The 25551-nt window shown below is 44.5% G+C and carries 23 protein-coding genes and 1 pseudogene; 18 read left to right on the top strand and 6 right to left on the bottom strand.

Annotated elements, in window-relative coordinates; translation table 11 throughout:
- The first annotated feature begins 118 nt into the window (after positions 1–118).
- Entirely contained in the window at positions 119–1243 is a 1125-nt protein-coding gene (alr, locus tag JFC07_RS00615; RefSeq protein WP_068405203.1) for an alanine racemase, read from the top strand.
- A gap of 207 nt (positions 1244–1450) precedes the next feature.
- Positions 1451–2374 (top strand): ornithine carbamoyltransferase, encoded by a 924-nt coding sequence (argF, locus tag JFC07_RS00620; RefSeq protein WP_144296248.1) that lies wholly within the window; start codon positions 1451–1453, stop codon positions 2372–2374.
- A 159-nt stretch (positions 2375–2533) separates the two neighbouring features.
- Here argF and rpiA read toward each other — a convergent pair whose 3' ends face one another.
- Positions 2534–3193 (bottom strand): ribose-5-phosphate isomerase RpiA, encoded by a 660-nt coding sequence (rpiA, locus tag JFC07_RS00625; protein ID WP_198327824.1) that lies wholly within the window; start codon positions 3191–3193, stop codon positions 2534–2536.
- A gap of 378 nt (positions 3194–3571) precedes the next feature.
- Here rpiA and ilvA point away from each other — a divergent pair, with 378 nt between their 5' ends.
- The 8 genes from ilvA (at position 3572) to JFC07_RS00665 (ending at position 10724) form a co-directional block, all read left to right on the top strand.
- Positions 3572–5125: a threonine ammonia-lyase, biosynthetic gene (gene ilvA / locus JFC07_RS00630; protein WP_068405198.1), complete on the top strand. Its 1554-nt coding sequence runs from the start codon at positions 3572–3574 to the stop codon at positions 5123–5125.
- 90 nt (positions 5126–5215) lie between these two features.
- Positions 5216–5866 (top strand): FMN-binding negative transcriptional regulator, encoded by a 651-nt coding sequence (locus JFC07_RS00635; protein WP_198327825.1) that lies wholly within the window; start codon positions 5216–5218, stop codon positions 5864–5866.
- Between the two features lie 117 nt (positions 5867–5983).
- Positions 5984–6424, top strand: a complete 441-nt coding sequence (locus JFC07_RS00640) for an Hsp15 family ribosome-associated heat shock protein (RefSeq protein ID WP_144296251.1) — start codon at positions 5984–5986, stop codon at positions 6422–6424.
- A 191-nt stretch (positions 6425–6615) separates the two neighbouring features.
- Positions 6616–7113, top strand: a complete 498-nt coding sequence (locus tag JFC07_RS00645) for a low molecular weight protein-tyrosine-phosphatase (RefSeq protein ID WP_102077558.1) — start codon at positions 6616–6618, stop codon at positions 7111–7113.
- 143 nt (positions 7114–7256) lie between these two features.
- On the top strand, positions 7257–8405 hold the full coding sequence (murB, locus tag JFC07_RS00650) for a UDP-N-acetylmuramate dehydrogenase (RefSeq protein WP_102077559.1): 1149 nt from the start codon (positions 7257–7259) through the stop codon (positions 8403–8405).
- Entirely contained in the window at positions 8395–9171 is a 777-nt protein-coding gene (locus tag JFC07_RS00655) for a YdcF family protein (RefSeq protein ID WP_198327826.1), read from the top strand. The genes murB and JFC07_RS00655 overlap by 11 nt, the downstream gene beginning before the upstream one ends.
- Positions 9172–9331: 160 nt before the next feature.
- Complete coding sequence (gene ccoS / locus JFC07_RS00660) at positions 9332–9571, top strand: cbb3-type cytochrome oxidase assembly protein CcoS (RefSeq protein ID WP_198327827.1); 240 nt, start codon at positions 9332–9334, stop codon at positions 9569–9571.
- Between the two features lie 169 nt (positions 9572–9740).
- A complete protein-coding gene (locus tag JFC07_RS00665) occupies positions 9741–10724 on the top strand; it encodes a sulfite exporter TauE/SafE family protein (protein WP_198327828.1) in 984 nt (327 codons plus the stop codon).
- A 108-nt stretch (positions 10725–10832) separates the two neighbouring features.
- Here JFC07_RS00665 and JFC07_RS00670 read toward each other — a convergent pair whose 3' ends face one another.
- A complete protein-coding gene (locus JFC07_RS00670) occupies positions 10833–11987 on the bottom strand; it encodes a DEAD/DEAH box helicase (RefSeq protein ID WP_406947857.1) in 1155 nt (384 codons plus the stop codon).
- 221 nt (positions 11988–12208) lie between these two features.
- The gene (locus JFC07_RS00675; RefSeq protein ID WP_068405185.1) at positions 12209–12424 is read right to left on the bottom strand and encodes a cold-shock protein; all 216 of its coding nucleotides are present in this window, start codon (positions 12422–12424) and stop codon (positions 12209–12211) included.
- Between the two features lie 510 nt (positions 12425–12934).
- On the opposite strand from JFC07_RS00675, the gene aroQ reads away from it, so the two are divergent.
- Positions 12935–13468 (top strand): type II 3-dehydroquinate dehydratase, encoded by a 534-nt coding sequence (gene aroQ, locus JFC07_RS00680; protein ID WP_102077562.1) that lies wholly within the window; start codon positions 12935–12937, stop codon positions 13466–13468.
- A gap of 167 nt (positions 13469–13635) precedes the next feature.
- Positions 13636–14937: an ABC1 kinase family protein gene (locus tag JFC07_RS00685; protein WP_198327830.1), complete on the top strand. Its 1302-nt coding sequence runs from the start codon at positions 13636–13638 to the stop codon at positions 14935–14937.
- Here the strand turns inward: JFC07_RS00685 and JFC07_RS00690 are convergent.
- A complete protein-coding gene (locus JFC07_RS00690) occupies positions 14934–15764 on the bottom strand; it encodes an ion transporter (protein ID WP_068405178.1) in 831 nt (276 codons plus the stop codon). The genes JFC07_RS00685 and JFC07_RS00690 overlap by 4 nt on opposite strands.
- Positions 15765–16120: 356 nt before the next feature.
- Between JFC07_RS00690 and JFC07_RS00695 the strand changes: the two genes are divergently transcribed.
- The 3 genes and pseudogenes from JFC07_RS00695 (at position 16121) to feoB (ending at position 19498) form a co-directional block, all read left to right on the top strand.
- The gene (locus tag JFC07_RS00695) at positions 16121–16870 is read left to right on the top strand and encodes a YebC/PmpR family DNA-binding transcriptional regulator (RefSeq protein ID WP_102077564.1); all 750 of its coding nucleotides are present in this window, start codon (positions 16121–16123) and stop codon (positions 16868–16870) included.
- Between the two features lie 243 nt (positions 16871–17113).
- Complete coding sequence (locus tag JFC07_RS00700) at positions 17114–17455, top strand: FeoA family protein (protein ID WP_198327831.1); 342 nt, start codon at positions 17114–17116, stop codon at positions 17453–17455.
- 108 nt (positions 17456–17563) lie between these two features.
- Positions 17564–19498: pseudogene (gene feoB, locus JFC07_RS00705) on the top strand (ferrous iron transporter B).
- A gap of 181 nt (positions 19499–19679) precedes the next feature.
- On the opposite strand, the gene JFC07_RS00710 reads toward feoB, so the two are convergent.
- Entirely contained in the window at positions 19680–20252 is a 573-nt protein-coding gene (locus tag JFC07_RS00710; protein ID WP_198327832.1) for a methylated-DNA--[protein]-cysteine S-methyltransferase, read from the bottom strand.
- 62 nt (positions 20253–20314) lie between these two features.
- On the bottom strand, positions 20315–21226 hold the full coding sequence (gene ftsY, locus JFC07_RS00715) for a signal recognition particle-docking protein FtsY (protein ID WP_223808455.1): 912 nt from the start codon (positions 21224–21226) through the stop codon (positions 20315–20317).
- A gap of 829 nt (positions 21227–22055) precedes the next feature.
- On the opposite strand from ftsY, the gene JFC07_RS00720 reads away from it, so the two are divergent.
- The 3 genes from JFC07_RS00720 (at position 22056) to JFC07_RS00730 (ending at position 25495) form a co-directional block, all read left to right on the top strand.
- Entirely contained in the window at positions 22056–22208 is a 153-nt protein-coding gene (locus JFC07_RS00720; protein ID WP_198327833.1) for a hypothetical protein, read from the top strand.
- A gap of 110 nt (positions 22209–22318) precedes the next feature.
- Entirely contained in the window at positions 22319–23890 is a 1572-nt protein-coding gene (locus JFC07_RS00725; RefSeq protein WP_198327834.1) for a M16 family metallopeptidase, read from the top strand.
- Positions 23891–24049: 159 nt separating this feature from the next.
- Complete coding sequence (locus JFC07_RS00730; RefSeq protein ID WP_227678147.1) at positions 24050–25495, top strand: M16 family metallopeptidase; 1446 nt, start codon at positions 24050–24052, stop codon at positions 25493–25495.
- The last annotated feature ends 56 nt before the right edge of the window (positions 25496–25551 follow it).

Below are 25551 nucleotides of genomic sequence, written 5' to 3' on the forward strand. Positions count from 1 at the left end.
TCATCAGCCAAATTGATGACGCACTGGCTTTATTGCTTTACCCCATTATTAATAACATCATTTGTTTAATGAAATCGTTTTACTAATAAAAATAACTTTGTCAATAAAGAAGGCAATTATGCGCACTATCACAATTAATCCAGCCGCCATTACTCATAATTTGGCGCAAGTTAAAAAACTGGCACCGACGGCAAAAATCCTTGCTATGGTCAAGGCCAATGCTTATGGCCACGGCGTCGCTGCTGTCCTACCAGCATTGCAACAAGGCGAGCAACAGGCTGATGGTATAGGCGTTGCAACCTTGATAGAAGCTTTAGAAGCCCGTCAATTAGGTTGGGATAAAACCATTGGTCTCATCGAAGGCGCATTTACCGCCAAGGAATGGCAGCTAACGATAGAGCATGATATCAGCTGCGTGATTCATCATGAGCCGCAATTAATGTGGGCATTAGAAAAAACCCCACCGACTACCAGCGCCACTCGAGTGGTTTGGCTAAAATATAATACTGGCATGAACCGCTTAGGTTTTAATGACCAAACGCTGATTCCAGCAGCCAAACGTTTGCATAAAGCCGGTTATCAGCTGATTTTAACCACTCACTTTGCCAATGCCGACGACCGCGCTCATCCTCTAAATGCCATTCAAATCCAGCGCTTTAACGACATGCTACAGACGTTACGAGAAACGGTGAGCAGCGATGTAAAAGGCTCATTGTGCAACTCAGCAGGTATCGTCAATTTCCCCGAGCATCATCACGATTGGGTACGTCCGGGCATCATGCTTTACGGTAGTACGCCTGTCACTGATAAAAGTGCGCGTGATTTGGACTTACAGCCAGCAATGGAATTTAGCGCCCAAATCATCGCGCTACAAACAGTCAACGCAGGTGACGGCATTGGTTATGGCAGCCGCTGGACTGCGATGCAAGATACCAAAACAGCGTTAGTCAGCATCGGTTATGGTGACGGCTATCCACGCGTGGTGAGTGCTGATGCCTATGTTTCTGTTATTGACGATACCAACAACCAAAGCTACCCATGTGCGGTCATCGGACGCGTAGCCATGGATATGATTGTCATTGACGTCAGCGCTGTGCCAAACAGCGTGGCGTTAAATAGTAAAGTATTACTGTGGGGTGACGCGCCGCACGTCGATGAAGTCGCCGCCCATGCTGAAACCATTAGCTATGAGCTGCTATGCCGCCTAAGCGCGCGCCCAACTCGAAACATAACAGAATCCTAATCGTTAGATATGAACATCATGACAGTTTGCCAGATAAAAGAGACAGCGCCAAATCATGGCAAATTGAACATTTACATTAAGCCCAATTGCGCTATACTAAAAGTTTGTTGTCACCACAGTATACGCACTGACGCGATATGATTACTGACTGACAACGTAACATTTTTATCGATTTTTTATCGATTGTGATCGACTGCTAGGATTACTATGAGTTTGCGCCATTTTTTGACCCTATCTGATTTAACCAAACAAGAACTAGAAAACCTCATCAAACGCGCTTGTGAATTGCGCAAAATGCAACATGCCGGCGAGATCTATCAGCCGTTTGTTGGGCGCACGCTTGGCATGATATTTGAGAAATCATCCACCCGTACGCGTATCTCATTTGAGACGGGCATGGGACAGTTTGGCGGCAGCGCTATCTTTTTATCGCCAAACGACACGCAGCTTGGGCGCGGTGAGCCGCTAGAAGATTCGGCGCGTGTTATCTCAAGCATGGTCGATATCATTATGATTCGTACCTTTGGGCACGAAAAAGTTGAAACCTTTGCCGAATACTCTAGTGTGCCTATCATTAACGCCCTGACCGACGAATTTCATCCATGCCAGCTGCTTGCTGATATGCAAACGTATTATGAGCATCGTGGCAGTATCGAAAATAAAATCGTCACTTGGGTTGGCGATGGCAACAATATGTGTGCCTCCTACATGCAAGCAGCCAATCAGTTTGGCTTTGAGCTGCGTGTTGCTGCCCCTTATGGTTTTGAGCCTGACCCTGAGCTGATGGAGCGCTTCTCACATTGCGTGAGCTTGGTCGAAGATGTGCAAGATGCAGCAAAAGATTCAAACTTAATCGTCACCGATGTCTGGGCGAGTATGGGACAAGAGTCTGAGCAAAACACTCGCGCACGCCGTTTTGCGCCCTATCAAGTTACGCCATCACTACTCGATAAAGCCGACCCCGAAGTGGTATTTATGCATTGCTTGCCTGCGCATCGCGGCGAAGAAATCTCTCACGATATGCTCGATGATCCGCGCTCAGTGGTCTGGGACGAAGCGGAAAACCGCTTACATGCGCAAAAAGCCTTGATGGAGTTTTTATTAAAAGACAAAATTAAGCTACCTGCCTAAAAATAGGTTGTTAAAAACATATCGTGATATTTTGCTAAACCAGCAAGCGGCAGATGAACAGATACGAAAAAGGCAGCGCATATTTTAATGCGCTGCCTTTTTATTGTTTATGACTTTATTTAGCGATAAGTTGTAGCATTAAATTCTGTCAATAATGCATTAACGCGTCAAAGTCGTCACCCCATCACTGCCCGCTCTAAGCAGCACATCGGCTTGATTGGCAGCAAAGATACCATTACAGACAACACCAACGATATTGTTTAACTCTTGTTCAAACGCCAACGGATTACTGACATCCAAATCATAGGTGTCTAAAATCACATTACCATAATCGGTGACAAAATCTTCACGATATACTGGCTCACCGCCCAAACGCGCTAATTGCCTTGCTACATACGAGCGCGCTTGTGGCAGCACTTCTATCGGTACGGGAAATTCGCGCCCCAAGCATTGCACACTTTTGCTTTCATCAACCATACAGACAAACTTGTTGGAAGCCGCAGCGACGATTTTTTCACGTGTGAGCGCGCCGCCGCCACCTTTAATCAATTGCAAATGTTCATTTACCTCATCAGCGCCATCGATATAAACATCAAGCTGACCGGCAAAGTTTAAATCGACGATTTCGATACCCAAGGCGCGTAGTTTATCTTCGGTGACCTGTGAGCTTGCGACCGCCCCAGCAAGCCTTAACGTCGGCAATAACTCAATCAAACAATTTACCGTACTGCCTGTCCCTACGCCAAGTATCATGTCATCTTCGATATAGCGGAGGGCAGCTTTGGCTGCGGCTTGCTTTTGTGCTTGCTGATCACTCATCATAAATCCTTGGAAAAATAAACGTCTTACTCTAAAAGAGCTAAAATGATAAAAGAGGTAAAATGATAAAAGAAATAAAAGGCGCGCTTATTATAACCGATGGCTTTAAGCGATGTTAGCGTAAAACCTATTCTAAATACTCATTGAACCCTCTCATAGCGCATACTTACTTTAATATATTTATAAATGAGCATTTAACCTTTAATAAACTCTCGACGAAATTTGCAATTGTGTCTTGCAAGATAGTGAAAATCAGCATAGGCTAATCTATTTCGTTTTTGTGCTTATCTTTACTGGTTTATTGCTGTTTATTATCGAATACCAATTTATAACCATTTGCACTTCTTTTATTCATTTTCACTTTGTTTAGGAATCATTATGCTGTCACATTGGGTACGAGCCATCTTGCAAGCCACCGTCTATGACGTCGCCATTCAAACACCACTTGAAGCTGCACCGAAGCTGACCCAACGTTTTGCTAATGATATTCGATTTAAGCGTGAAGATTTGCAACCGGTTAAATCCTTTAAATTGCGCGGTGCTTATAACCGTATTAGCCAATTGAGCGATGCGCAAAAAGCACGCGGCGTCATTTGTGCCTCGGCAGGTAATCATGCGCAAGGCGTTGCCTACTCTGCTCGTAAGCTTGACTTGAATAACATTATCGTGATGCCAACCACCACACCGGATATCAAAGTCGATGCGGTACGCGCGCTTGGCGGTAATGTCGATTTGCATGGCGACAGCTTTGATGAAGCCAACCGTTATGCAATTAATCGTGCTGAGACCGAGGGTTTAACCTTTATCCCGCCATATGATGATGAATTGGTGATTGCAGGGCAAGGGACTATTGGTCTGGAATTGACCCAGCAATGGCGCAACATGGATTATGTCTTCGTTGCCGTAGGCGGTGGTGGTTTGATTTCTGGCGTGGCAGCATTTTTGGGTGAAGTGGCGCCGCATGTCAAAGTCATCGCCGTCGAAGCAGAACAATCAGCTTCACTAAAAGCGGCGCTTGAAGCGAATGAACGGGTTAAACTCAAACAAGTCGGACTGTTTGTCGATGGTGTCGCCGTTGCTCAAATTGGCGAGCTGCCTTTTGATATCGTGCGTATGCAAAAGGGCGATGCGTCAGGTCCTTTAGTCGAGACTGACGTGGTCACTTGTACCAATGATGAAGTCTGCGCAGCGGTGAAAGATATCTTTGAAGAAAACCGTAGTATCGTTGAGCCTGCTGGTGCTTTATCCGTTGCAGGCATGAAAAAATATATCGAAGCCAACAATTTACAAGGCAAAAACTGCGTTGGTATCATCTGCGGTGCCAACATGAACTTTGACCGCTTGCGCTATATCGCCGAGCGTACGGAGATTGGTGAGAAAAAAGAAGCCATCTTTGGCGTGACGATTCCTGAGCAAACCGGCGCGTTTTTAAACTTCTGCCGTAGCCTACATGGCCGTAATATCACCGAATTTAACTATCGTGCCGATAGCAAAAAATCACCCGACTCTATGGAACCTGCGTCTATTTTTGTCGGTATCGCCTTAAAAGAAGGTGAGAAAGAGCGTCAAACGATTAGCAACCAATTGGCAGCCGATGGCTATGAAGCGCATGATTTAACCGATGATGACATCGCCAAATCTCATATTCGTCATTTGATTGGCGGTCATGCCCATGTCGAAAATGAGCAATTATTAAGCGTAGTATTCCCAGAACGTCCGGGCGCTTTATTGACCTTTTTAGAAAAATTGGGCGATGACTTTAATATTACCTTATTCCATTATCGCAACCACGGTGCCGCTGAAGGTCGCGTATTGGTTGGCTTACAAGCTTCTGAGGGCAACTCTCGCCAGCTACAAGACGCGCTTCTTGATATTGGTTATGACTGCACCATGCTCAATGACAATATCGGCTATCAGTTATTTTTAAAGTAATTTTAGATATAGTTTTAGCAAAAACAATAACAGCATATTTTAAGCGGCCTACCCCAATAGGATTGGCCGCTTACTAATATTGAGAACGCGATGCATATCCCTACTATTTTTGCCGAAGACAATTTTGACAATATTATTAAATTTATCGCCGTTAATCCGTTAGCAACTTTGATTGCCCAAACCAATGATGGTATGGAAGCCTGCCATCTACCGTTATTTTGGTATAAAGATGATACGAACATCAATTTTCAATACGGCTACCTTTATGGTCATTTTGGTCGCAAAAACCCTATTTACCAACAGGCTTTAGCAGACAGCTCATGGTTAATTATCTTTCAAGATTCTGGACACTACATCAGCCCTAACTGGTATCCTAGCAAAGCCAAAACTCATAAAGAAGTGCCGACATGGAACTATCAAAGCATCCATATTCAATCTAAAATTGAGCTGCTTGAAGACACTGATACCCTTAAATGGATATTAGCTAGCATGACCGCGCAACAAGAAGTAATAAACGATAATCCTTGGTCGTTAGATGACGCACCAGCTGCTTATATCGATGCCATGTGTCGCGGTATTATTGGCTTTAGATTGTCTATTAATTCGATACAAGCCCAATTTAAATTAAGCCAAAATAAAACTGTAGAAAACATCACAGGGGTGATAAACGGCTTAGAGAATTTACGTACAAATGACGCTAAAGAAATGGCTATTAAAGTTACACATCAGAATAAAGGCTAATTTTTTACTTATTCACCATAAAAACCCATTTTGAAAAACTTTAATCACTTATCACTCTTTTAATTCCCAAAAAAACCACCATTATTATCTTAGTTTATTGATATTTATGAGGTTTTGATGAGTAAACATAACAAAAACCACAATCAGCCAAGCCATAGCCAGCCAGATACGGTACGTATGCGTCTTGATAAATGGTTATGGGCTGCGCGTTTTTATCGCACCCGCACTCTTGCCAAAGAAGCCATCGAAAGCGGTCGCGTCCATTATGCAGGGAGCCGTGTCAAAACCAGTAAAGAGATTACGGTCGGAGATGAACTCAGTATTCGCCAAGGCTCAGCCACCGCCATGACTGAAAAAACCGTGATTGTCGAAGCGCTAAGTGCCCAACGTGGTAATGCAACTGCCGCCCAAGCGCTGTATTCTGAAACTGAGGAAAGCGAAGAGCGCCGCGCCTACTATGCCGAACAGCGCAAACTGGCCAATCTTGCCCGCCCTGATAATAAACCCAATAAAAAAGAGCGTCGTGATTTACAACGCTTTAAAAACAAGCAAGAATAAAGGCTGCCAGTAACAGCAGTATTCTATTATTTATTGCCTAGCGTGACCCTATTGTTTACCTCTACTCTTGCCATTCAAGGTATTAACCGTTACGCTAACCACCAATTCATTTATTCGATAACATGCTAAGCAACCGCATTATCATGCTGGTCTTGATGGCATGTTTTTTTGTTGTGATAAAAGGTCTTTATATGCCAATCAAAGCGTCTACTCCTTCCTCTGTTCTAGTGGTTTGTTTGGGGAATATTTGCCGTTCACCGACTGCCGAAGAGATTTTCCGCCAGCAAGCAGCGATTGCAGGGCTGGCGATGAAAGTGGATTCAGCAGGTACGGGAGACTGGCATATTGGTCATGCGCCAGATGAGCGGGCACAGCGCCACGCCAAAGCCCATGGTTACAACATCAATAAGCTGGTCGCGCGTCAAGTGAGCGCTGATGATTTTCGTAAGTTTGATTTGATTTTGGCGATGGATGCGCAAAACTTAGCTGACCTACAAGCCATAAAAGACAGTATCAGCGATACAGATGGCAAGCTTGCCAAACTGGCATTATTTAGTGAAGAAGACCCAACTTACGGCGGCGACGATGTACCAGACCCTTATCAAGGGGACGCCGATGCTTTCGAAGAAGTAATTGAACGTATTGAATCCAGTTCACAAGCTTGGATTGAAAGTTGGAAAACTGCTTAGTTTAATAGTTCTTAGCGCTAAATGTTTAACCACACTTAATAATAGTTAGCGATAAAGTGCTATATTTCTGCTACTTTTATGCCGCTCATCCTTTATAATAAACACCGCATGATTTTTTGTTTATTTGCCCTATAGGCTATGTTATGACCTCAGCTTTACGCCATGATTTCTGTGCTCAACCTGCGACATCAACCCATCTTGCAGTGAATATATCGCAGGATAATTTAGTCGATTTGTCGCATAGCAATACCATGGCATTAGCATCTGTAGCGGATGTGGTCGTCCCACTAACGGATGAGGCACAGCTTGATGCCTTTATGGCAAATTATGAAAAAGAGGCAGCACCTACTAAGCCGTTATTCGTTCTTTCAGGCGGCAGTAACGTTTTATTGCCCGCACAGCTAAATGCGATTGTCTTGCGACCACAGATGCGCGGTATTAGCGTGACAGCGCAGACAGACAGTTATGTCGATATCGAAGTGATGGCTGGTGAAAATTGGCACGACTTGGTCATGCATACGGTTGCTCAAGGTTGGTATGGCCTAGAAAATTTGGCACTGATACCGGGTTTGACTGGCGCAGCGCCGGTACAAAATATCGGCGCTTACGGTGTGCAGTTAGAAGACTGTCTAGAGTACGTGCGTGCCTATCATCTCCCAACCCAAACTTGGCATCAGCTAACAGCAGCAGACTGCGAGTTTGGCTACCGCGACAGCCTCTTTAAGCGTACGCCCAATACTTGGCTGATTACGCGCGTTGGTTTTCGTCTGCATACCGATCCCAGCAAAATCCTTGCCAGCTACGGCGATGTGCAGACGGTCGCGCAGCGCTATGCCGAGCAGCGAGGACGCAGCCAGCCCAATCCTGCTGATGTCATGCAAGCGATTATAGATATTCGCCAGCAGAAGCTGCCCGACCCTAAGCAGCTACCCAATTGCGGCAGCTTTTTTCAAAATCCTATTATTTCTCAAGCGCAATTTATAGCGCTAAAAGCCATCCATCCTACCATCGTTGGCTATCCAACGCCCGATGCCATGGTTAAGGTGGCAGCTGGCTGGTTAATTGAACAGGCTGGTCTAAAGGGGCATGGTTTAGCGCCAATACTCACCCATCAGCAGCAAGCGTTAGTGTTGACTAATCACAGCCCATATCAAGCGGCGCAAGCGGATGTGGCAAAAGCGCAGCAGCATATCGCTGACATTGTCCATGAGAAGTTTGCGATTGAATTGGCGCGCGAGCCGGTTTGGGTAAATGCTGACGGCTCTATTGGATTTGATGAGCATGTGGTCTAAGCGATCATGGTCCAAGCGCTTATGGCGCTCTTATTTACGTTCAGCTGAGCGTATGATAAAGCTGTTTCGTATTATTAATGCCACTTTTTTGCTTGGCTCAACGGCCGTTATTCTCGTTCTTATCAGTTTGTTTACCCCGCTATTTTCGCAAGCGGTGGTTTATCTCTTAGCACATTTACCCTTACCAAAGATGCAACCTGCCGCCATGAGTTCTCCACCGACCGCTTATGTGGTGTTGGGCGGCGGCTTGACCAATGACAATAACAATCAAACTATTCTCAATAGTTATAGCCTTAATCGCGCCCGTACAGCAGCAACCGCTTATCATGACTTGCCGCTACCTATCGTCCTGAGCGGCGCCGAAGCGCCTTGGCTTGGTCAATGGCTTATTGAACACGGTATTGACGGGCTTATCAGCGAAAATGCCAGTATGAATACCTGTGAAAATGCGCGTTTTACTGCCAAGCGCATTCCTCTGTATCATGTGTACCTTATCACCGACAGCTATCACATGGCGCGCGCGCGCAGACAGTTTGCTTTAAATGGCATTAATAGTACGCCAATTAACGCGCCCTTACCGGTACGGCGTGATTGGATGGAACCAGCGCAAAACTTAAGCCATTCGCGGCGGGCCGTTTATGAAGTTGCCGCTTACTTACGTGATGTCATTCGTCCGCAAGCAAACTGTCGCCAAGCAAATGATGTGACCTCGCAGCAACTATTAACACCAAGGGGTAATGTCGCTAAAAAACCTACTGAGCAATAGCCAGCTGGCATTTACTGTCTTAATTTTACTTTTAGTCTTAATATCATTAGGTACCTATTATTGCCCCATTATCCACTGTCTTATTTTTGAACTTTATAGAACATTTATAACACTTGCAATAAGTGTATAATATAAGAAACTGCTATGAAAGAGGTTTGCCATGCTCAGTATATTTTTATTAATTCCTTTAAGTTTAATGCTGTTCGTGGTGGCCATCTGGGCAATACGCTATGCGGTTCGATCAAACCAATTTGAAGATTTAGATAATGCATCGCAGCGTATCATCTTGGATGATCGCCAAGAGCGTCGCCAAACCATTCAAGCCCATGAGCCTAACGAGCATACCCCTCAAGCGCCGCAAACCAATGATCCAGCAGATTCTAACAAAACCGATGATTGAATGCTAACGATGCGCTGCGTGCCGATATCGTCTTTATCATGCAAATAGCTATCAATAAAACTCAATCCTTTAGCCTTTTATATCTCATTTATACCTAACTGATTTTATCATTTCTTTAGGGCAAGGATAAAAGCAGGCTCACCCTTTACCATTTTTAGGAGAGACCCCCATGACCACAGCTTTACTCGTTGCGGCATTACTAATGGGATTTTTAGGTTCACCGCATTGCTTAGGCATGTGTGGTGGTTTGGTCGCGGCATTTAGTTTATCGATGAAAGATGTCAGCCCTGCTAAGCGCCGTGCTTTGATAGCGACTTATCATTTCGGGCGTTTAAGCAGTTACGCATTTTTGGGCTTGGTTGCTGGACTTGTTGGCACCACTGTTTTAGCGCCGTTGATGACGGGCAACAGTATGCCTCGTATCCTATTAGGTTTGGTCTTGGTCTTTGTGGGCGTCACCATGCTTGGCGCGCCATTTTTAGCCAAACTTGAGCGCGTCGGCATGCGTTTTTGGCAATTCCTTAGTCCGCTTCGCCAAAAAGTATTTCCACTTAATACCTTCCCGCGTGCTTTAGCGGCAGGGTTATTATGGGGATTTTTACCTTGCGGCTTGGTTTATGGTGCGCTACTTATCGCTGTCGTTGCTCATAACCCACTGGGCGGTGCGGTATTGATGTTTGTCTTTGGTTTGGGAACTGTGCCGATGTTGGTGGCTACCCACGAGACAGTTGGTTGGTTGCGTGAAAAAATTGGCCGTATGCGTTTAAGACAAATTAATGGCGCTATCATGGTGTTATCTGGCTTAGCGGTTGCTTTTGTTCCTATGATAATGGCTAGCATGCATGGTGGCCACGGCGGCGGTAATGGACATGGCGAGCATGCTCAAATGAATCATGGCAGCCACGCCGCTATGATGGCCGATAGCAATACTTCCTCTGAAGCGATAACGGCAACCACCGCCCATCATAATATGAACAATATGCAGCACGAGATGACGCCCGCTATGAATGGCTCGATGGATCATAGTATGCATGATATGCCGCATGATGCAGGTAATGCAGATAACGCTATGAATCACAATAAGCATAATATGATAGATGAGCAGCAAATGAATAGCCATCATCACGAAGCTATGCCAGAATCTTCTCGATAGCAGCATAAAAAATATTATGACCCTATAAAAAAGCCCTTAACATCATGATGACGTTAAGGGCTTTTTTATGCAGCAATATTTATCAAAATAAAAGTTGTTTTAATAAAATCATTCCTGCCATTGCTCAAGGTGAAACTTGGTATCCAAATGCTTCTCTAGCGCTGGGATATTAAAAGCATCGTCTTCGCTGACAAAGCTGATACTGATACCGGTTTGTCCGGCGCGTCCCGTACGCCCAATACGGTGCACGTAATCATCTGGCTGATCTGGTAAGGTATAATTAATCACATGGCTGACATCATCCACATGGATGCCGCGTCCTGCCACATCAGTTGCGACCAACACAAAAGCATGACCATCTTTAAAGCGTTGCAGATATTTTTCACGCTTTTGCTGAATCACATCGCCTGATAACATGACGATTTTATGCGCTTGACGCAGCTTATGATACAAACGCTTCACTTGGTCTTTACGGTTGGCAAAAATTATCACCTTCTCTGCTGTCTCATCAGTGATGAAACGCTCGACCGCGGCGAGCTTTTGATCTTCGGTTAATAAGTAAAAATGTTGATCGACCAACTCACTGGTTTTATGCTCAGGCTCAATCTCTACAAATTCTGGCTCATGTAACCAGCGATAGGCAAGATTCATCACATCTTGGTTAAAGGTGGCAGAAAACAGCAAACTTTGACGATCGGTATTGGGCGGCATACGACCAACCAAGCGTTTGATATCTGGGATAAAACCCATATCGAGCATACGATCTGCTTCATCTAATACCAACACTTCAACGCGATCGAGATAAACCATGCCCTTGTGCATCAAGTCAATCAAACGCCCTGGAGTGGCAATTAAGATATCGACATATTGGCGCTCAAGCTCATGCTGCTGAGTTTCATAATTGGTACCACCCATGATACAAACGCTGTGAAGCGAGGTATATTTGGTCAGAGCAATACAGTCATCAAATATCTGCTGGGCAAGCTCACGCGTTGGCGCCATAACCACGGCTCTTGGCTCGCCCAAATAGCGTTTTTCATCGGCAGCAAAGGGACGCTTAAGCAGTGCTTCCATAATAGTCAATAAAAACGTTGCCGTCTTGCCAGTACCGGTTTGCGCCTGTCCGATAGCGTCTTGATTTGCCAATGTATGCGGTAATATCTGTGCTTGAATGGGCGTCAATTCAGTGAAGCCTAAATCATTTACAGCTCGCAAAGTGGCATTTGATAACGGCAAATCGGTAAACGTCTTAAAAGTACTCAAAAAAAATATCCTTTTGTATAATTTGCTTGCCATTAATAGCATATCCGCGCTAAGCAGACAAACAATAAAACAAGCATGCATAAAAAAGCCAAGCCTAACATCTAAACTTACCAAATATGCTGCGTTTTATTCAACATAGGCAAGACAGACGGGCTTGACTTAGTAGTATATCAGTAGTTTGTAACGACATTATAGCCAAACGGCATTAATGTCGGTAGCGATTACTCTTCTACTTTTCTGACTTCTTCAGCTTGCAGGCCTTTTTCGCCTTCAACCACACTGAACTCAACTTTTTCGCCATCTTTTAAAGAGCGATAACCATCACCTTGGATCGCGCGGAAATGGACAAAAATATCTTCGCCGCTATCGCGTTGAATGAAACCAAAGCCTTTTGAGTCATTAAACCACTTAACGATACCTTGCTCACGAGCTGACATAATATTACTTCCTAAAAAGTCACTTAACCCCAAATTCCTTTGCGACATTGCATATAAACGGGGTTGAAGATTATGAAATCAAAATGTAAGAGTACTACTCTACATACCATCATCGCCTCATAAAGCCTGTTATTACTCTCTTTATGAATCAGCGTATAGTAAATTCGTCCTCACCAACATAAGCAGCTATCAAAATACTCTAAGCATTATATTAATTGCTTATATCAGCGCTAGCAACAAACAAGTAATATTTGTTGCGTAAAAAATATCATAGCATGGGTTTTTGGCAACATAAAGACTTTTCACATGATTTTTAGCCCTTATAGCAGTTTTTGCGGTTATTTTTATAACCATGCTGACAAACTGTTATGATAAAGGACTAAAACATCGTATATTTAATGTATTTTCTTTCTCAAAATTCCAAAAAAGCACCGTCATAAAAGTACGGCGCCGCTTATTTTTAATAATAGCAACCCACTTACCTTAATAATTGTAGAGCCAACTATAACTATGACAACCACTTCTCAGCCAATAAAAGCAAATAGCAATCTACAACAAAATGATAAGACGTTGACGCATAAATTATTGCTGATCAATGGCGTTAATCTTAACTTGCTCGGTAAACGTGAGCCGAAAATCTATGGCCATACGACCCTTGCTGATATTGAGAAAAATTTGATCGAGCGTGCCGCCAAATACGACATCGAGCTGATTTGTATCCAATCAAACCATGAGGGCAAGCTGGTCGATGAGATTCAATATTATGGTCTTTTAGCAGAAACCGCTGCACAAGTAGATGCGATTATTATCAATCCTGCTGCTTTTACCCATACCTCAGTGGCGATACGCGACGCGCTATTGGCAACACAAAAACCCTTTATAGAGGTGCATTTATCCAATGTTCATGCTCGTGAGCCGTTTCGGCAGCATTCGTATTTAAGCGATATAGCCGTCGGCGTGATTTGCGGACTCGGGCATTTGGGTTATCAGATGGCATTGGATTATTGGCTAACCCATACTTATGCTTTAAAATTAGACGGTTAACGTAGAGATTATGACTTTATTTATATCAATAAAACGTCAAATAAGCACAAGACTATTAGCATTGAAGTTGCGATCAAGTTGCTTTTGGCACATTAGTCAAACAGCAATGATATGATGAAAGTAATAATATTAGCGCATGAAAAACAACCCACGATATGGTGATATGAATGGCAAAATCGTCCGGAAAACGCTTTATGAAACTCGCTGGCATGACCGCAAGTATCGCCGGTAAAGCTGCTAAAAACTCATTAAAGCACCTCTCAAGTGACGAAGAAAAACGTCTAGAAGCGCGCTCAGCGCTGATGCAAGACGTCGGTGTGCAAATCGCTGAAACGCTTGGTGAAATGAAAGGCGCGGTGATGAAAGTGGGACAAATCGCCTCCCAATATAAAGACGTGTTTCCACCTGAAGTGGCGACCGCTTTAGAAAAACTCCAAAAAGACGCGCCGCCGATGCCTTATGGACAAATACGCGCGCAAGTTGAGCGTGAATTAAAAGCGCCTATTGCTGAGTTATTTACCCAATTTGAAGAAGCGCCATTTGCCGCGGCGTCAATCGGACAAGTGCACAGAGCGGTTTTGCCGTCTGGACAAAGGGTGGTGGTAAAGGTGCAGTATCCTGATGTCGATGAAAACTGCGATAGCGATCTAAAACAAGTACGCATGGCGCTAAAAATAGCTGGCGTACTCAATATGAGTAAGCAGTTACAAGAGCAGCTGTTTAATGAGATTCGCCAAAGTTTGCATGACGAGCTCGACTACGTTAAAGAGGCGCACAATCTACAGGTATTTGGCGCCTTTCATGCCGATGATGAAGGGCTAATTATCCCCAAAGTGATCAGTAGCCATTCATCCAAGCGCATTTTGACCTTGACTGAAGAGATGGGTGAGCCGCTTGCTGTTGCTGCGACATGGGATAACGACATTAAGCAAAAAATCGCTAAGCGCCTGTTTCATTTTAGCGCTGGACAGCTATTTGGTTTATACCGTATGCACTGCGACCCCCACCCTGGCAACTTTGCTTTTCGCACCGATGGTAGCGTTGTGGCTTATGATTTTGGTGGTATCCGCAGTTATAGTGACAGCGAAGTACAATTATTTCGCCGCTTTGCTAAGCATGCCTTAAAAGGTGATGTGACCGCGCTTGAGCAAGACTTGATTGCCCTTGATATCCGCCGCGATGATGATAAAGTTGTGCCGGGTGAATTTTATAAAGAGTGGTTAGAGATTGGACTTAAACCCTTATCCATAGAACCTTATCAGCAAGGCCCTTTTGATTTTGGCAGCAGCCAAACCCATCATGAAGCCATTGCCCAAATGCGCACCTCGTTAAAGTATTTTGGTCAGTTTCAGCCATCAGCAACGACGATGATGCTTGACCGTACCATTTCAGGTCAGTATTGGAATTTGGTCAATCTAGGCGTGGTTATCGATTTATCGCCGCTGGTTGCAGAATATATAGACTACTAAACATGCAGCGCATGACCGCAGCGATCGCAGAAATCCGCTCCTACGGCGTGACCGAATTTGCCGCAGTTTGGACAGGCAATCGGGTTTAGCTGCGGGCGCATGTTACGTGCCAGCTCGGCGGTAAAAATACCTGTCGGCACGGCAATAATCGCATAACCGGTGATCATCACCATCGATGCAATCGCTTGCCCGATTGGCGTTTTTGGTGACATATCACCATAGCCCGTGGTCGTAACCGTCACCACTGCCCAATAAATAGAGATAGGAATACTGGTAAAACCATTTTCTGGCCCTTCTACCACGTAAACAACCGAACCAAAAATAGTCACTAGCAAAACGAGTGATAAGAAAAATACCGTGATTTTCTGTTGGCTGGTTTTAAGTGCTGAGGCAAGAAAGCCCGCTTGCTGCATGTAGGTATTGAGCTTGAGTACCCGAAATACCCGTAAGATACGCAGGATGCGAATGACGAGCAGATACTGGACGCCGCCAAATACAAGGCTTAAATAGCTGGGTAATACCGACAATAAATCTACGATGCCAAAGAAACTAAACGCATAACGAAAGCGATTGGGCGCCGAAAACCACCTTAAAATATACTCAATGGTAAATAAAATGGTAAAAAACCATTCTGCATAACGAAATAGCGTACCATATTGCAAACGCATATATAGCACACTATCGAGCATTACCACGGCAACACTGGCCAAAATCGCAATCAATAATACAATATCAAACAGCTTACCCAAACGGGTATCCGTGCCTTCGATAATGATATGAATGCGGTTACGCAAATGGGTAATGGCTTCGGCGGTTGGTTGCTTCATAAAGTCGGTATAGTCACAAAATCAATGGTTATAAAAAACCGAACGCTTTAAGCTGATATGGGCAAGCTAAGGTTGGTCAAAATGCGCTAAAGTGGTTTATAATACTGCCAATATTTTACTAGCGGTTTTCATCGCCTTAGGCAATAGTCGCTCAAGACAAAGAAGATAGCAGTGTAGCAAAAAAGCGCGCCAAACGACATACATATCGTTAACTTGCCGATAGGTCTATTACACTGTATTAACCGCACAATCATATAATAACAATACCTTATCAAGTATGAAAAGTTGTTAACAAGGCATAGCCTACTAACTTTTTATACGCACTATAAACAACCCGTAAAACGTAAGGACGTCATATGGCAGGCCATTCAAAATGGGCAAATATCAAACACCGTAAAGCCCGTCAGGATGCGGTAAAAGGTAAAATATTTACCAAGATTATTCGTGAAATTGTTTCTGCTGCCAAGCAAGGTGACCCCGACCCTGATAAAAACCCACGCTTGCGGGCGGTTATCGAAAAGGCTTTATCAGTCAATATGACTCGAGATACCATCAACCGCGCGGTTGCTCGTGGTACAGGCGGCGATGATAATGACAATATGGATGAAGTCAGCTACGAAGGCTATGGCGTCGGCGGCGTCGCGGTACTGGTAGAAACCATGACTGACAATCTGAACCGTACGGTCAGTGAAGTGCGCCATGCCTTTACCAAAAATGAAGGCAACCTTGGCACCTCAGGCTCGGTCGCTTATTTGTTTACCAAACGCGGTGAAATCGTTTTTAACGATGTCAGCTTAGAAGAAGAAGTCATGCTCGCGGCTTTGGACGCTGGCGCGCTGGACATCGAAAACGATGGTGAAAGCTTGCTGGTTATTACTGAATGGGAAAATTTCGGTCGAGTAAAAGATGCGCTCAATGCAGCAGGGCTTGTCTCTGATAATGCCGAAGTCACTATGGCACCTGCCACCAGCGCTGAGATTGATAATATCGACGACGCGCTAAAAGTGATGAAAATGATCGATATGCTAGAAGATATTGACGATGTGCAAGAAGTCTATAGTAATGTGAGCTTTACCGATGCAGTCATGGCGCAGCTTGAACAGTAGCCTAATGTGTCTGAGCTTAGTCTAAGATTTACTAGCAAAAAACCTTGGCAAATTTAACTAGCATACGTCAAAAACCATATTATCCGTAGCAAAAAATAAAAACCAGACAGTGTCATACTCTCTGGTTTTTTTTGTTATTTGCATCATCCTTTATAGGTATTGTATCGTCAATAAGTGAGGCATATAATTCGATTTTAACAGTAATAATTATCATTAACATATAAGAATGGATAAGGATTCTTTATGCGCACCTCCCTTCTGCCCTCTTATCCAGCCGCCACTGCCGTCAATATTCATACGCTTAACTCTAAAGCTACCCATCTGTGCTCGTTACTCGATTTGGCTAAGCATCAGCCTGCTATTATTGATGATATCATCGCCAATGAGCGCTTTGGTGAAATGGATAACATTATCAGTCAACGACTCAAAGATTTAGGTTTTCTGCCTAATACCACTATTCAAATCGTTGCCAAAGGTCTGTTTGGCAAGCCGCCTTATGCGGTGCAACTGAGTACCGGTGCGCAGTTTAGCTTACGCGCCGATGAGCTCATAAAAATCAGTTGTATCGCTATAGATTCAAGGTAAGTATTCGGTCTAATTTACTAACTTGCTCCTGACTTACTGTATTAAGGCTGTTGTAGGTTGTAGCACCTTAATGACTGATAACTTAATAAATAAGCGATGTCTGACTAAATGCCAAGTACGCAAACACAAGCCAAAACCCGCCCTATCAATCTTGCTTTAGTTGGCGCCCCTAATTGTGGTAAAACCGCTACTTTTAATGTGCTGACAGGCTCTAAAGCAAAGGTGGCCAATTATTCTGGCGTCACTGTCGATAAACGCAGTGCCACACTGCTGGGCATGCTACGGTCAATATTATAGATTTGCCGGGTACTTATAGCCTAAAGACCACCAGCCTTGATGAAGAAGTTACGCGTCAAGTGCTCTTTGGCCAGATGGCGGGCGAGCCGATACCAGATGGGATAATTTTTGTGGCTGATGCGACCAACCTGCGGATGTCATTACGGATGTTGCTGGAACTCAAAAGCTTAAATTTGCCAATCATAGTCGCGCTCAATCTGAGCGATGTAGCAGAAAGCCGAGGACTGATAGTTGACCAAGCCATACTATCAAAGGAGCTGGGCGTTGCTGTCGTCAAGACGGTGGCAATCAAGCGTCAAGGCTGTGAGCAGTTGCTGGTTTTGGCAGATGAGTTTATTGAGCATATAAAGCATAAAGCTCAGCCCGTGCGTTTTTTCAAAGCTGATAGCAGTGGTAATCATATTGATAATGGCTTTAATAACATTAACCCTGATACGCAAGCGATGTATAAGAGTGCTGATGATATTTTGAGCCGAGCGGTGATAAGCGCACAACGTTTGCCAAAGTGGCATGAGCGCATAGATTATTTGGCATTGCATCCCGTCATTGGGGTCATTATTCTATTAACGATTCTTTTTGTTATCTTTCAAGCTGTCTACGCGTGGGCAGAGCCGCTGATGCAAGGCATTGAATGGCTGGTAGCAAGTCTTGGAGCGCTGTTAGTCGACTGGCTACCAGATGGGATATTACAAAGCCTGCTCGTCAATGGCGTCGTTGCTGGCGTGGGTAGCGTCGTGGTGTTCTTACCACAAATCACCCTGCTATTTTTATTCTTATTAATACTAGAGGACTCAGGTTATTTACCGCGCGCCGCTTTTTTACTGGACAACTTATTGTCTAAAGTAGGCTTATCTGGCCGCTCATTTATCCCTTTGTTGTCAGGTTTCGCTTGTACGGTGCCAGCGGTTATGTCGACCCGTACTATACCCAATCATAAAGAACGTTTTGTGGCGATTGCGGTATTGCCCATGCTGACGTGTTCGGCGCGTTTGCCGATTTATGCGCTGATTATTGCAGCGGTGATTCCCAATCAAACCGTCCTAGGTGTTTTCAACTTACAAGGTATGACCTTATTTGTATTGTATATCGCCGGTATTTTTTCAGCGGCGTTTATATCGTGGCTATTCAAACGCTTTCATAGCTCGACGACAAAAGCGGCAGCCTTTCCCTTATTGATAGAGCTCCCTACTTATCGCCTGCCAAATATCAAACATATTGCCAGTGAGCTTTGGGATAAGGTAAGTGCTTTTTTAATGCGAGCCGGTACAGTCATTTTTGCGCTGACGGTAATATTGTGGGTATTGGTGACTTTTCCCGCAGCCCCGATTGGCGCGACGAACCCAGCGATTGATTATAGTTTTGCGGGCATGCTTGGGCATATGATTGAGCCAATTTTTGCGCCCATTGGTTTTACTTGGCAGATGTGTATTGCTTTAATCCCAGGGCTTGCCGCACGAGGTCGTCATTGCCGCGCTTGGCACGGTATATGCGGTCGGTAGCATCGGCGATGAAGCGGTCAATCAGACGCTTATTCCTATTATTCATACGCAGTGGGGATTGGCTACTGCGTTTTCATTTTTGGCATTTTATGTTTACGCGCCGATGTGCTTGGCCACGCTAGCCGTTATTCGCCGCGAAACCAATTCTTTGAAACAAACCATCGCCATCGCCAGCTATTTATTTATATTGGCTTATTTAATGGCGTGGCTAACCTATCGGGTGACAGGACAAATTTTCGGATTTTAGAGAGCTAATGATGAGTACATGGGTCGAGTATTTATTGGTGTTTATGATGGTGGTTTTATCTATTTATTACGTATGGACCAAGGTGATATTTAAAAAGTCGAAGGATTGCAATGGCTGCGGCAAATGTTTTAAATAGCCAAAAAACTTATAGTCAGAATTTTTGGCTTAGTAAAGAAAAACCTTAGCGTTTAACCTCAACCCCTTCGAGCGTCAGCAAGTATGTTTTTTTATCCAAGCCGCCGGTATAACCACCCAATTTACCATCGCTCGCAATAACGCGGTGACAAGGAATGATGATACTAAAGGGGTTTTTGCCATTGGCATTGGCGACGGCGCGAAAGCCTTTGGGATTACCGACTCGCTGCGCCAGTGTGGCATAACTAATCGTTTCACCATGCGGTATCTGTTGCAGCTGTTGCCAGACGCATTGCTGAAAATCAGTGCCTAAGCTTATGTCTAATGGCAAGTCGAATGCTTGACGCTTACCTTTAAAATACGCTGCTAATTGCTCAAGCGCTTCTAGAAGTAACGCCTCAGCAGGCTCGCTTTTGCTCAGGTTATTTTGAGCGATAAAGGTGAAATCCTCATCGACAAGCCCATAATGCTTTTTAAGCTTGGGAATAGATTTTGAGCTGTGCCAAGAATCACCCACCTGCAGCCAATTGACTTCGACCAGCTTAGGGCTGCTATGCTCATGCGTACTGGCAATCAACGCCAACTGGTGCGACTCAACCGCTGCGATGGTGACTATCATTATTCCTTCCTCTAAACACTCATAATTTTGACACTTACTTATTGTAAAAAACCTATAGAGCGCTACTCTTTATCGTCAGTCTCAAATAAAGCGGCGACAAACTGTTTTGGACTAAAGGCGCGCAAATCATCAATCGACTCACCGACCCCAATATAACGAATCGGCACATCCGTGGTTTCAGCGATATTGAACACCACACCACCTTTCGCCGTACCGTCTAGTTTGGTAATGGTAATACCGGTTAATGGCACGACTTCATTAAATAACTCGACCTGATTGATGGCGTTTTGACCCGTGCCAGCGTCGAGGACAATCATGCCTTCATGCGGCGCGCTTGGATCAGCTTTACGCATCACGCGCACGACTTTTTCAAGCTCGGCCATCAAGTGGGTTTTATTTTGCAAGCGCCCTGCCGTATCAGCGATTAACACGTCGATATTTTTTGCTTTGGCAGATTGCATCGCATCAAAGATAACAGAGGCGCTATCAGAACCATGACCTTGAGCAACGACAGGAATGTGATTGCGCTCACCCCAAATTTGTAGCTGTTCAGTCGCCGCGGCACGGAACGTATCACCAGCCGCTAACATGACGGATTTTCCTTCACCTTGCAGGCGCTTAGCAAGTTTACCAATAGTCGTCGTTTTACCAACACCATTGACCCCCACTACCAAGATAACAAAGGGCTTTTTACTGGTATCGATGACTAATGGCGCAACTTTTGGCGTTAAGATATCGACCAGCTCAGTTTGCAGTGCTTTATATAATGAATGGGCATAAATCAAATCGCCACGGGCAGTTTGTTCAGTCAGGCTCTTAATAATACGATTGGTTGCATTGACACCGATATCAGCCACCAACAGCTGGTCTTCCACTTCTTCTAAGAGCTCATCGTCAATCTCTTTACCACCGATAAGGATACTAACCATCCCTTCGGCAAGATTTTTACGTGACTTACTCAGCCCCGTCTTCATGCGATTAAACCAGCTGCCTTTTTTCTTATTTTCCTCAGTCTGTTCTGACTGTTGCGACTCTTCTGGCGCTGTTGTCGGCTGCTGTAACTCAGTTTTTGCTTTATCAATAGCGCTGCTATCATTATTTTTAGAGGTGACGCTCGCACTATCGCCCAGATGATCTTGCAGAGGCATCGTAGGAATTGAAGTTGTAGACTGCGACGCAGCAGTATTTGTAGCACTTTTTGCCGTTGTTTCTACAGTACCCTCTATAATATTTGCAGCAGGGCTTTGTTTTTCTGTCTCAATAATCGGCGTCGCTAGTGGTAGGTCTGCCGCTATATCAGTAAGTGAAGTATCTTCAGACTCATCGATGATAGGCACCGATTGCGCTGGCAGACTGGGTAAGGTAATATCATCGTCATCCAAATCATCAAGACCGCCGTCGAGGTTGATGACCACACGATTGCTATTATTGGGATTATTCATAAGCTTGCCCTAAAAGTTATCATTATCAGTAGTTTTTAAAATGATGTGCCGCCCGCCTTTAGTGTTTAACGGACGATTATTTTTAGCCTATTTTAGCATAATTCAAGCGACGCTTAGCCTTTAGCATCGCAGAGCATGGTTAAATTATAAAAACTCATAAATTCATAGTAAAAACGTTTAGTAATTAAGAATAACCTTCCTAATGAGAGGTTTATAAATCCTATAACTAGCTAAGCAAGTTTCGCTTAAGGTTTGGACACAAAAATCTGACCCTTGATAGGGCAAACTTCGCCTACCCTTAGCATGATTATACCACCCTATTTCATTTGCTTTTTTTGTCCACTTATATTGGAAATGACCTATGTTATCACTATCGAACGATTATAAAACAATGACCCAAATGGGCGCCGCCTTGCTTGTTGCTACTATCGCGTTGTCTTCAACTGGCTGTAGCACTACACAAGAATTCAAACCGACTGCTACCGTCATGGTGGGAGCACACAAGTCTTTATAATAGCGTTATGTTTGCATAAATAGGCATATTCATCTAAGCATAAACATGCACCATTCTCATTTTATCACTCAGTCACTTATCAGCTACCTTTTATATAAGTAGAACCTATCATGCCCTCATCTTTACCTACTATCTCTTTACGCTTTGCCTGCGCTTTAGCGATGGCGACCACCCTTGCGGCTTGCCAAACCAGCGCAATTTCTTCGACAAATGAAGTTGCTACGACTAAAAATGCCGCAACAACACAGGTAGTGAATAAAAATCAAACGCTAGAAAATACCGAACAATCTTCAGCATTGACCATGGATATGTCTGGTCGCCATGAATACCAGCTTGAAAATGGCTTAAAGATAGTGGTCAAAGAAGACCACCGCGCGCCTGTGGTCATGACCCAAATTTGGTATCGCGTCGGCTCAGCAGATGAACCTCTCGATAAAGGCGGCATATCACATGTGCTTGAGCATATGATGTTCAAAGGTACCGCTGATGTATCAAGCGACGATTATGAGCGTTTGATTGCCAAATTTGGCGGCGTCAATAATGCCTTTACCAGTTACGATTTTACCGGTTATTACGAGCTATTCCCTGCCAATCGCTTGCCGTTAGCCTTAGAGCTAGAAGCAGATCGCATGACCAATTTGGTCTTTGATGATAAAGCGTTTGCCAAAGAGCATCAAGTGGTCATGGAAGAGCGTCGGCAGCGTACGGATGACAATCCGATTGCCAAAGCTTATGAGTCATTTCGCTTGCTGGCAATGCCAAACAGTCCAAAAGGCGAATCGGTCATTGGCCCTATGAATGAGCTAGCATCAATCACCCTTAGCGATTTAAAAGACTGGTACAAAACATGGTACGCACCTAATAATGCGACGTTGGTTATCGTCGGCGATGTCGAACCAACCGACGTATTAGCGCAGGTCAAACGCTATTTTGGTGAGCTAAAACCGACCGCGCTACCTAAGCGTCCTGTGGTCACACAAAAGGGTTTTCGCGGTTATCAGCAGGTAGAGTCTGAGCAAGCGGTACAAGTGCCGGTTTTATTGATGGGTTATAACGTACCCAGTCTGGTAACAGCGGGCGCTAACAATGAGAAGCAAGCGTATGCGCTGTCGCTTGCGCAAGATGTATTAGATGGTGGTTTATCAGCACGCCTTGAGAGCAGGCTGGTACGCGAGCAAGGACTGCTGACCACAGTTGGTACGTCTTACGATTTGCTCGATCGCGGCGATGGGCTGTTTTTGATACAAGCAACCCCGCGCGAAGGCGTCAGTTTAGCGCAGGCACAACAAGCCATTATCAATGAGATTAATAAGCTATCAACCGACCCAATTTCTGCCGATGAAATCGAGCGCGCCAAAACCAATACTGTCACCGGCTTGATATACGCACAGGATAGCATGGAAGGTCAGGCGCGTATGATTGGCTCGCTGCAATCTATCGGACTTGATGACAGGCTACTGGCCAAATTGCCAACCAAGCTTGATAGCGTAACCATTGCGGATATCCAAGCGGCAAGTAAAAAGTATTTGGTCAAAGATAATTTAACGGTCATGCATATCATTCCGCCTAAAGAGACTGCTGCTAAAGATAACTTTAGCCAAAATAAGATGAGCAAAGATACCGTTAGTAAAAATGATGCTACTGATACCGCTACTAAAGAAACGGCTAGCAAAGCTAAATAACATCAATGTGCTACCCAATTAACTTGGCAAAAACTCAATACTGATGACCTTATGAATAAGAAGAAAGACATGACGCAAATACATTTTTTCAAAAAAAATAATTTATCATCATATTTTAAGCAGCTGCCTTATGTAAGTGCTTGCGCCTTCTTTGGCATAATGAGCTTGACCACTGTAGCGCAGGCAGATATGGCAGGTGGCGAAGATGCTCGTACGCCAGCTGCTGCAGTCGATACCAGTGCGCCAATTGCCGCTCTGTCTAAGCTGAGTAGTCTTGAAAATGCCAAACCTTTAGAAGTCACGGTTCCAGACATACAGACCTTCAAGACCAAAGCCGGTATTCCTGTGCTTTTCGTGCCGACCACCACCTTACCCATTGTCGATATTGATTTGCGCTTTAATGCCGGTAGCGCGCGTGATGGCAGTATCAGTGAATCAGGCTTTGGTATCGCCAATATGACCGCGACGATGCTTGAACAAGGCTCCAAACGCTTAGATGAAAACGCGTTCACGCGGGCGGTCGAAACCTTGGGTATCAGCTTAGGTAGTAGCGCCTATAAAGACATGTTTATTGTCTCGTTGCGCAGCTTATCTGATGACAAGCATTTGCTGCCTGCGGTTGATTTAATGACGCAAATGCTTACTGAACCGAGCTTTGATGAGCAAATCTTAGCCCGTAATAAAGCACGCTTATTGGTCGGTTTACAACAGCAAAAGCAAGACCCTGGCAGTCTTGCCAGTATCGCCTTTAGTAAGGCATTGTATGACGACCACCCTTATGCGCATCCATCGGTTGGCACGCTTGAAAGCGTTCCTAATATTGATAGAAAACAGCTAATTGATTTTAAAAATCGCTATCTAGTCGCTGCCAATGCGTCGCTTGCCATGACGGGTAATTTGACTTTGGCACAAGCGAAAAATTTGGCGGAAGAAATAACGGCAGACTTGCCAGCGGGTCAAGCGGCGGCGGCCCTGCCCGAACCAAAGCCACTAACCCAGCCTCAACATATTCATATTCCGTTTCCTAGCACCCAAACTACGGTATTGATGGGACAACTGGGCGAAAAGCGTGCCACCGACCCGCAAGCGCAGCAAAAGCAAACCAACTTTGCCGTCGGTAATGAAGTGCTAGCAGGGGGCGATTTTAACGCGCGTCTGATGACCGAAGTCAGGCAAAACCTCGGCTATACTTATGGCATATCAGGTTCTATGAACCCGATGTTGGCGCGCGGTCCTTATCAAATTGGATTTTCAACCCGTAATGACAAAGCACGCGCAGCAATTGATGCTAGCTTAGCCGTGATTAATGAGACATTAGATAAAGGTATTACCAGCGATGAGATGAAATTGACCACGGATAATTTAAAAAACAGCTTTCCGATGGGATTTGCCAGTAATGCTGGAATCAACAGCTTAATTGGTATGATGAATTTTTATCAGCTACCTAACAGCTACCTGACCAATTATGTCAATCGCATCGAACAGGTTAAACTCTCAGAAGTCAACCAAACCCTGCGCGACACTCTAAAGCCTGATAACTTTTTGATTGTGACTGTTGGTGAGGTCAATCCATGGGATGAGAAGAAAGCTAAGAAAGAGTCGTAGAATCCATCGCTTATTTTTACAGACGCTTAAAAAATAGCTCAATAAAAAAGCTCAAT

Source organism: Psychrobacter faecalis, assembly GCF_016107575.1.
Taxonomy (GTDB): domain Bacteria; phylum Pseudomonadota; class Gammaproteobacteria; order Pseudomonadales; family Moraxellaceae; genus Psychrobacter; species Psychrobacter faecalis.

Bases quoted from the DNA above. Each gene is read 5' to 3' on its own strand.
- alr (WP_068405203.1), top strand. From the start codon at position 119: ATGCGCACTATCACAATTAATCCAGCCGCCATTACTCATAATTTGGCG.
- argF (WP_144296248.1), top strand. From the start codon at position 1,451: ATGAGTTTGCGCCATTTTTTGACCCTATCTGATTTAACCAAACAAGAA.
- rpiA (WP_198327824.1), bottom strand. From the start codon at position 3,193: ATGAGTGATCAGCAAGCACAAAAGCAAGCCGCAGCCAAAGCTGCCCTC.
- ilvA (WP_068405198.1), top strand. From the start codon at position 3,572: ATGCTGTCACATTGGGTACGAGCCATCTTGCAAGCCACCGTCTATGAC.
- JFC07_RS00635 (WP_198327825.1), top strand. From the start codon at position 5,216: ATGCATATCCCTACTATTTTTGCCGAAGACAATTTTGACAATATTATT.
- JFC07_RS00640 (WP_144296251.1), top strand. From the start codon at position 5,984: ATGAGTAAACATAACAAAAACCACAATCAGCCAAGCCATAGCCAGCCA.
- JFC07_RS00645 (WP_102077558.1), top strand. From the start codon at position 6,616: ATGCCAATCAAAGCGTCTACTCCTTCCTCTGTTCTAGTGGTTTGTTTG.
- murB (WP_102077559.1), top strand. From the start codon at position 7,257: ATGACCTCAGCTTTACGCCATGATTTCTGTGCTCAACCTGCGACATCA.
- JFC07_RS00655 (WP_198327826.1), top strand. From the start codon at position 8,395: ATGTGGTCTAAGCGATCATGGTCCAAGCGCTTATGGCGCTCTTATTTA.
- ccoS (WP_198327827.1), top strand. From the start codon at position 9,332: ATGCTCAGTATATTTTTATTAATTCCTTTAAGTTTAATGCTGTTCGTG.
- JFC07_RS00665 (WP_198327828.1), top strand. From the start codon at position 9,741: ATGACCACAGCTTTACTCGTTGCGGCATTACTAATGGGATTTTTAGGT.
- JFC07_RS00675 (WP_068405185.1), bottom strand. From the start codon at position 12,424: ATGTCAGCTCGTGAGCAAGGTATCGTTAAGTGGTTTAATGACTCAAAA.
- aroQ (WP_102077562.1), top strand. From the start codon at position 12,935: ATGACAACCACTTCTCAGCCAATAAAAGCAAATAGCAATCTACAACAA.
- JFC07_RS00685 (WP_198327830.1), top strand. From the start codon at position 13,636: ATGGCAAAATCGTCCGGAAAACGCTTTATGAAACTCGCTGGCATGACC.
- JFC07_RS00690 (WP_068405178.1), bottom strand. From the start codon at position 15,764: ATGAAGCAACCAACCGCCGAAGCCATTACCCATTTGCGTAACCGCATT.
- JFC07_RS00695 (WP_102077564.1), top strand. From the start codon at position 16,121: ATGGCAGGCCATTCAAAATGGGCAAATATCAAACACCGTAAAGCCCGT.
- JFC07_RS00700 (WP_198327831.1), top strand. From the start codon at position 17,114: ATGCGCACCTCCCTTCTGCCCTCTTATCCAGCCGCCACTGCCGTCAAT.
- JFC07_RS00710 (WP_198327832.1), bottom strand. From the start codon at position 20,252: ATGATAGTCACCATCGCAGCGGTTGAGTCGCACCAGTTGGCGTTGATT.
- ftsY (WP_223808455.1), bottom strand. From the start codon at position 21,226: ATGAAGACGGGGCTGAGTAAGTCACGTAAAAATCTTGCCGAAGGGATG.
- JFC07_RS00720 (WP_198327833.1), top strand. From the start codon at position 22,056: ATGTTATCACTATCGAACGATTATAAAACAATGACCCAAATGGGCGCC.
- JFC07_RS00725 (WP_198327834.1), top strand. From the start codon at position 22,319: ATGCCCTCATCTTTACCTACTATCTCTTTACGCTTTGCCTGCGCTTTA.
- JFC07_RS00730 (WP_227678147.1), top strand. From the start codon at position 24,050: ATGAGCTTGACCACTGTAGCGCAGGCAGATATGGCAGGTGGCGAAGAT.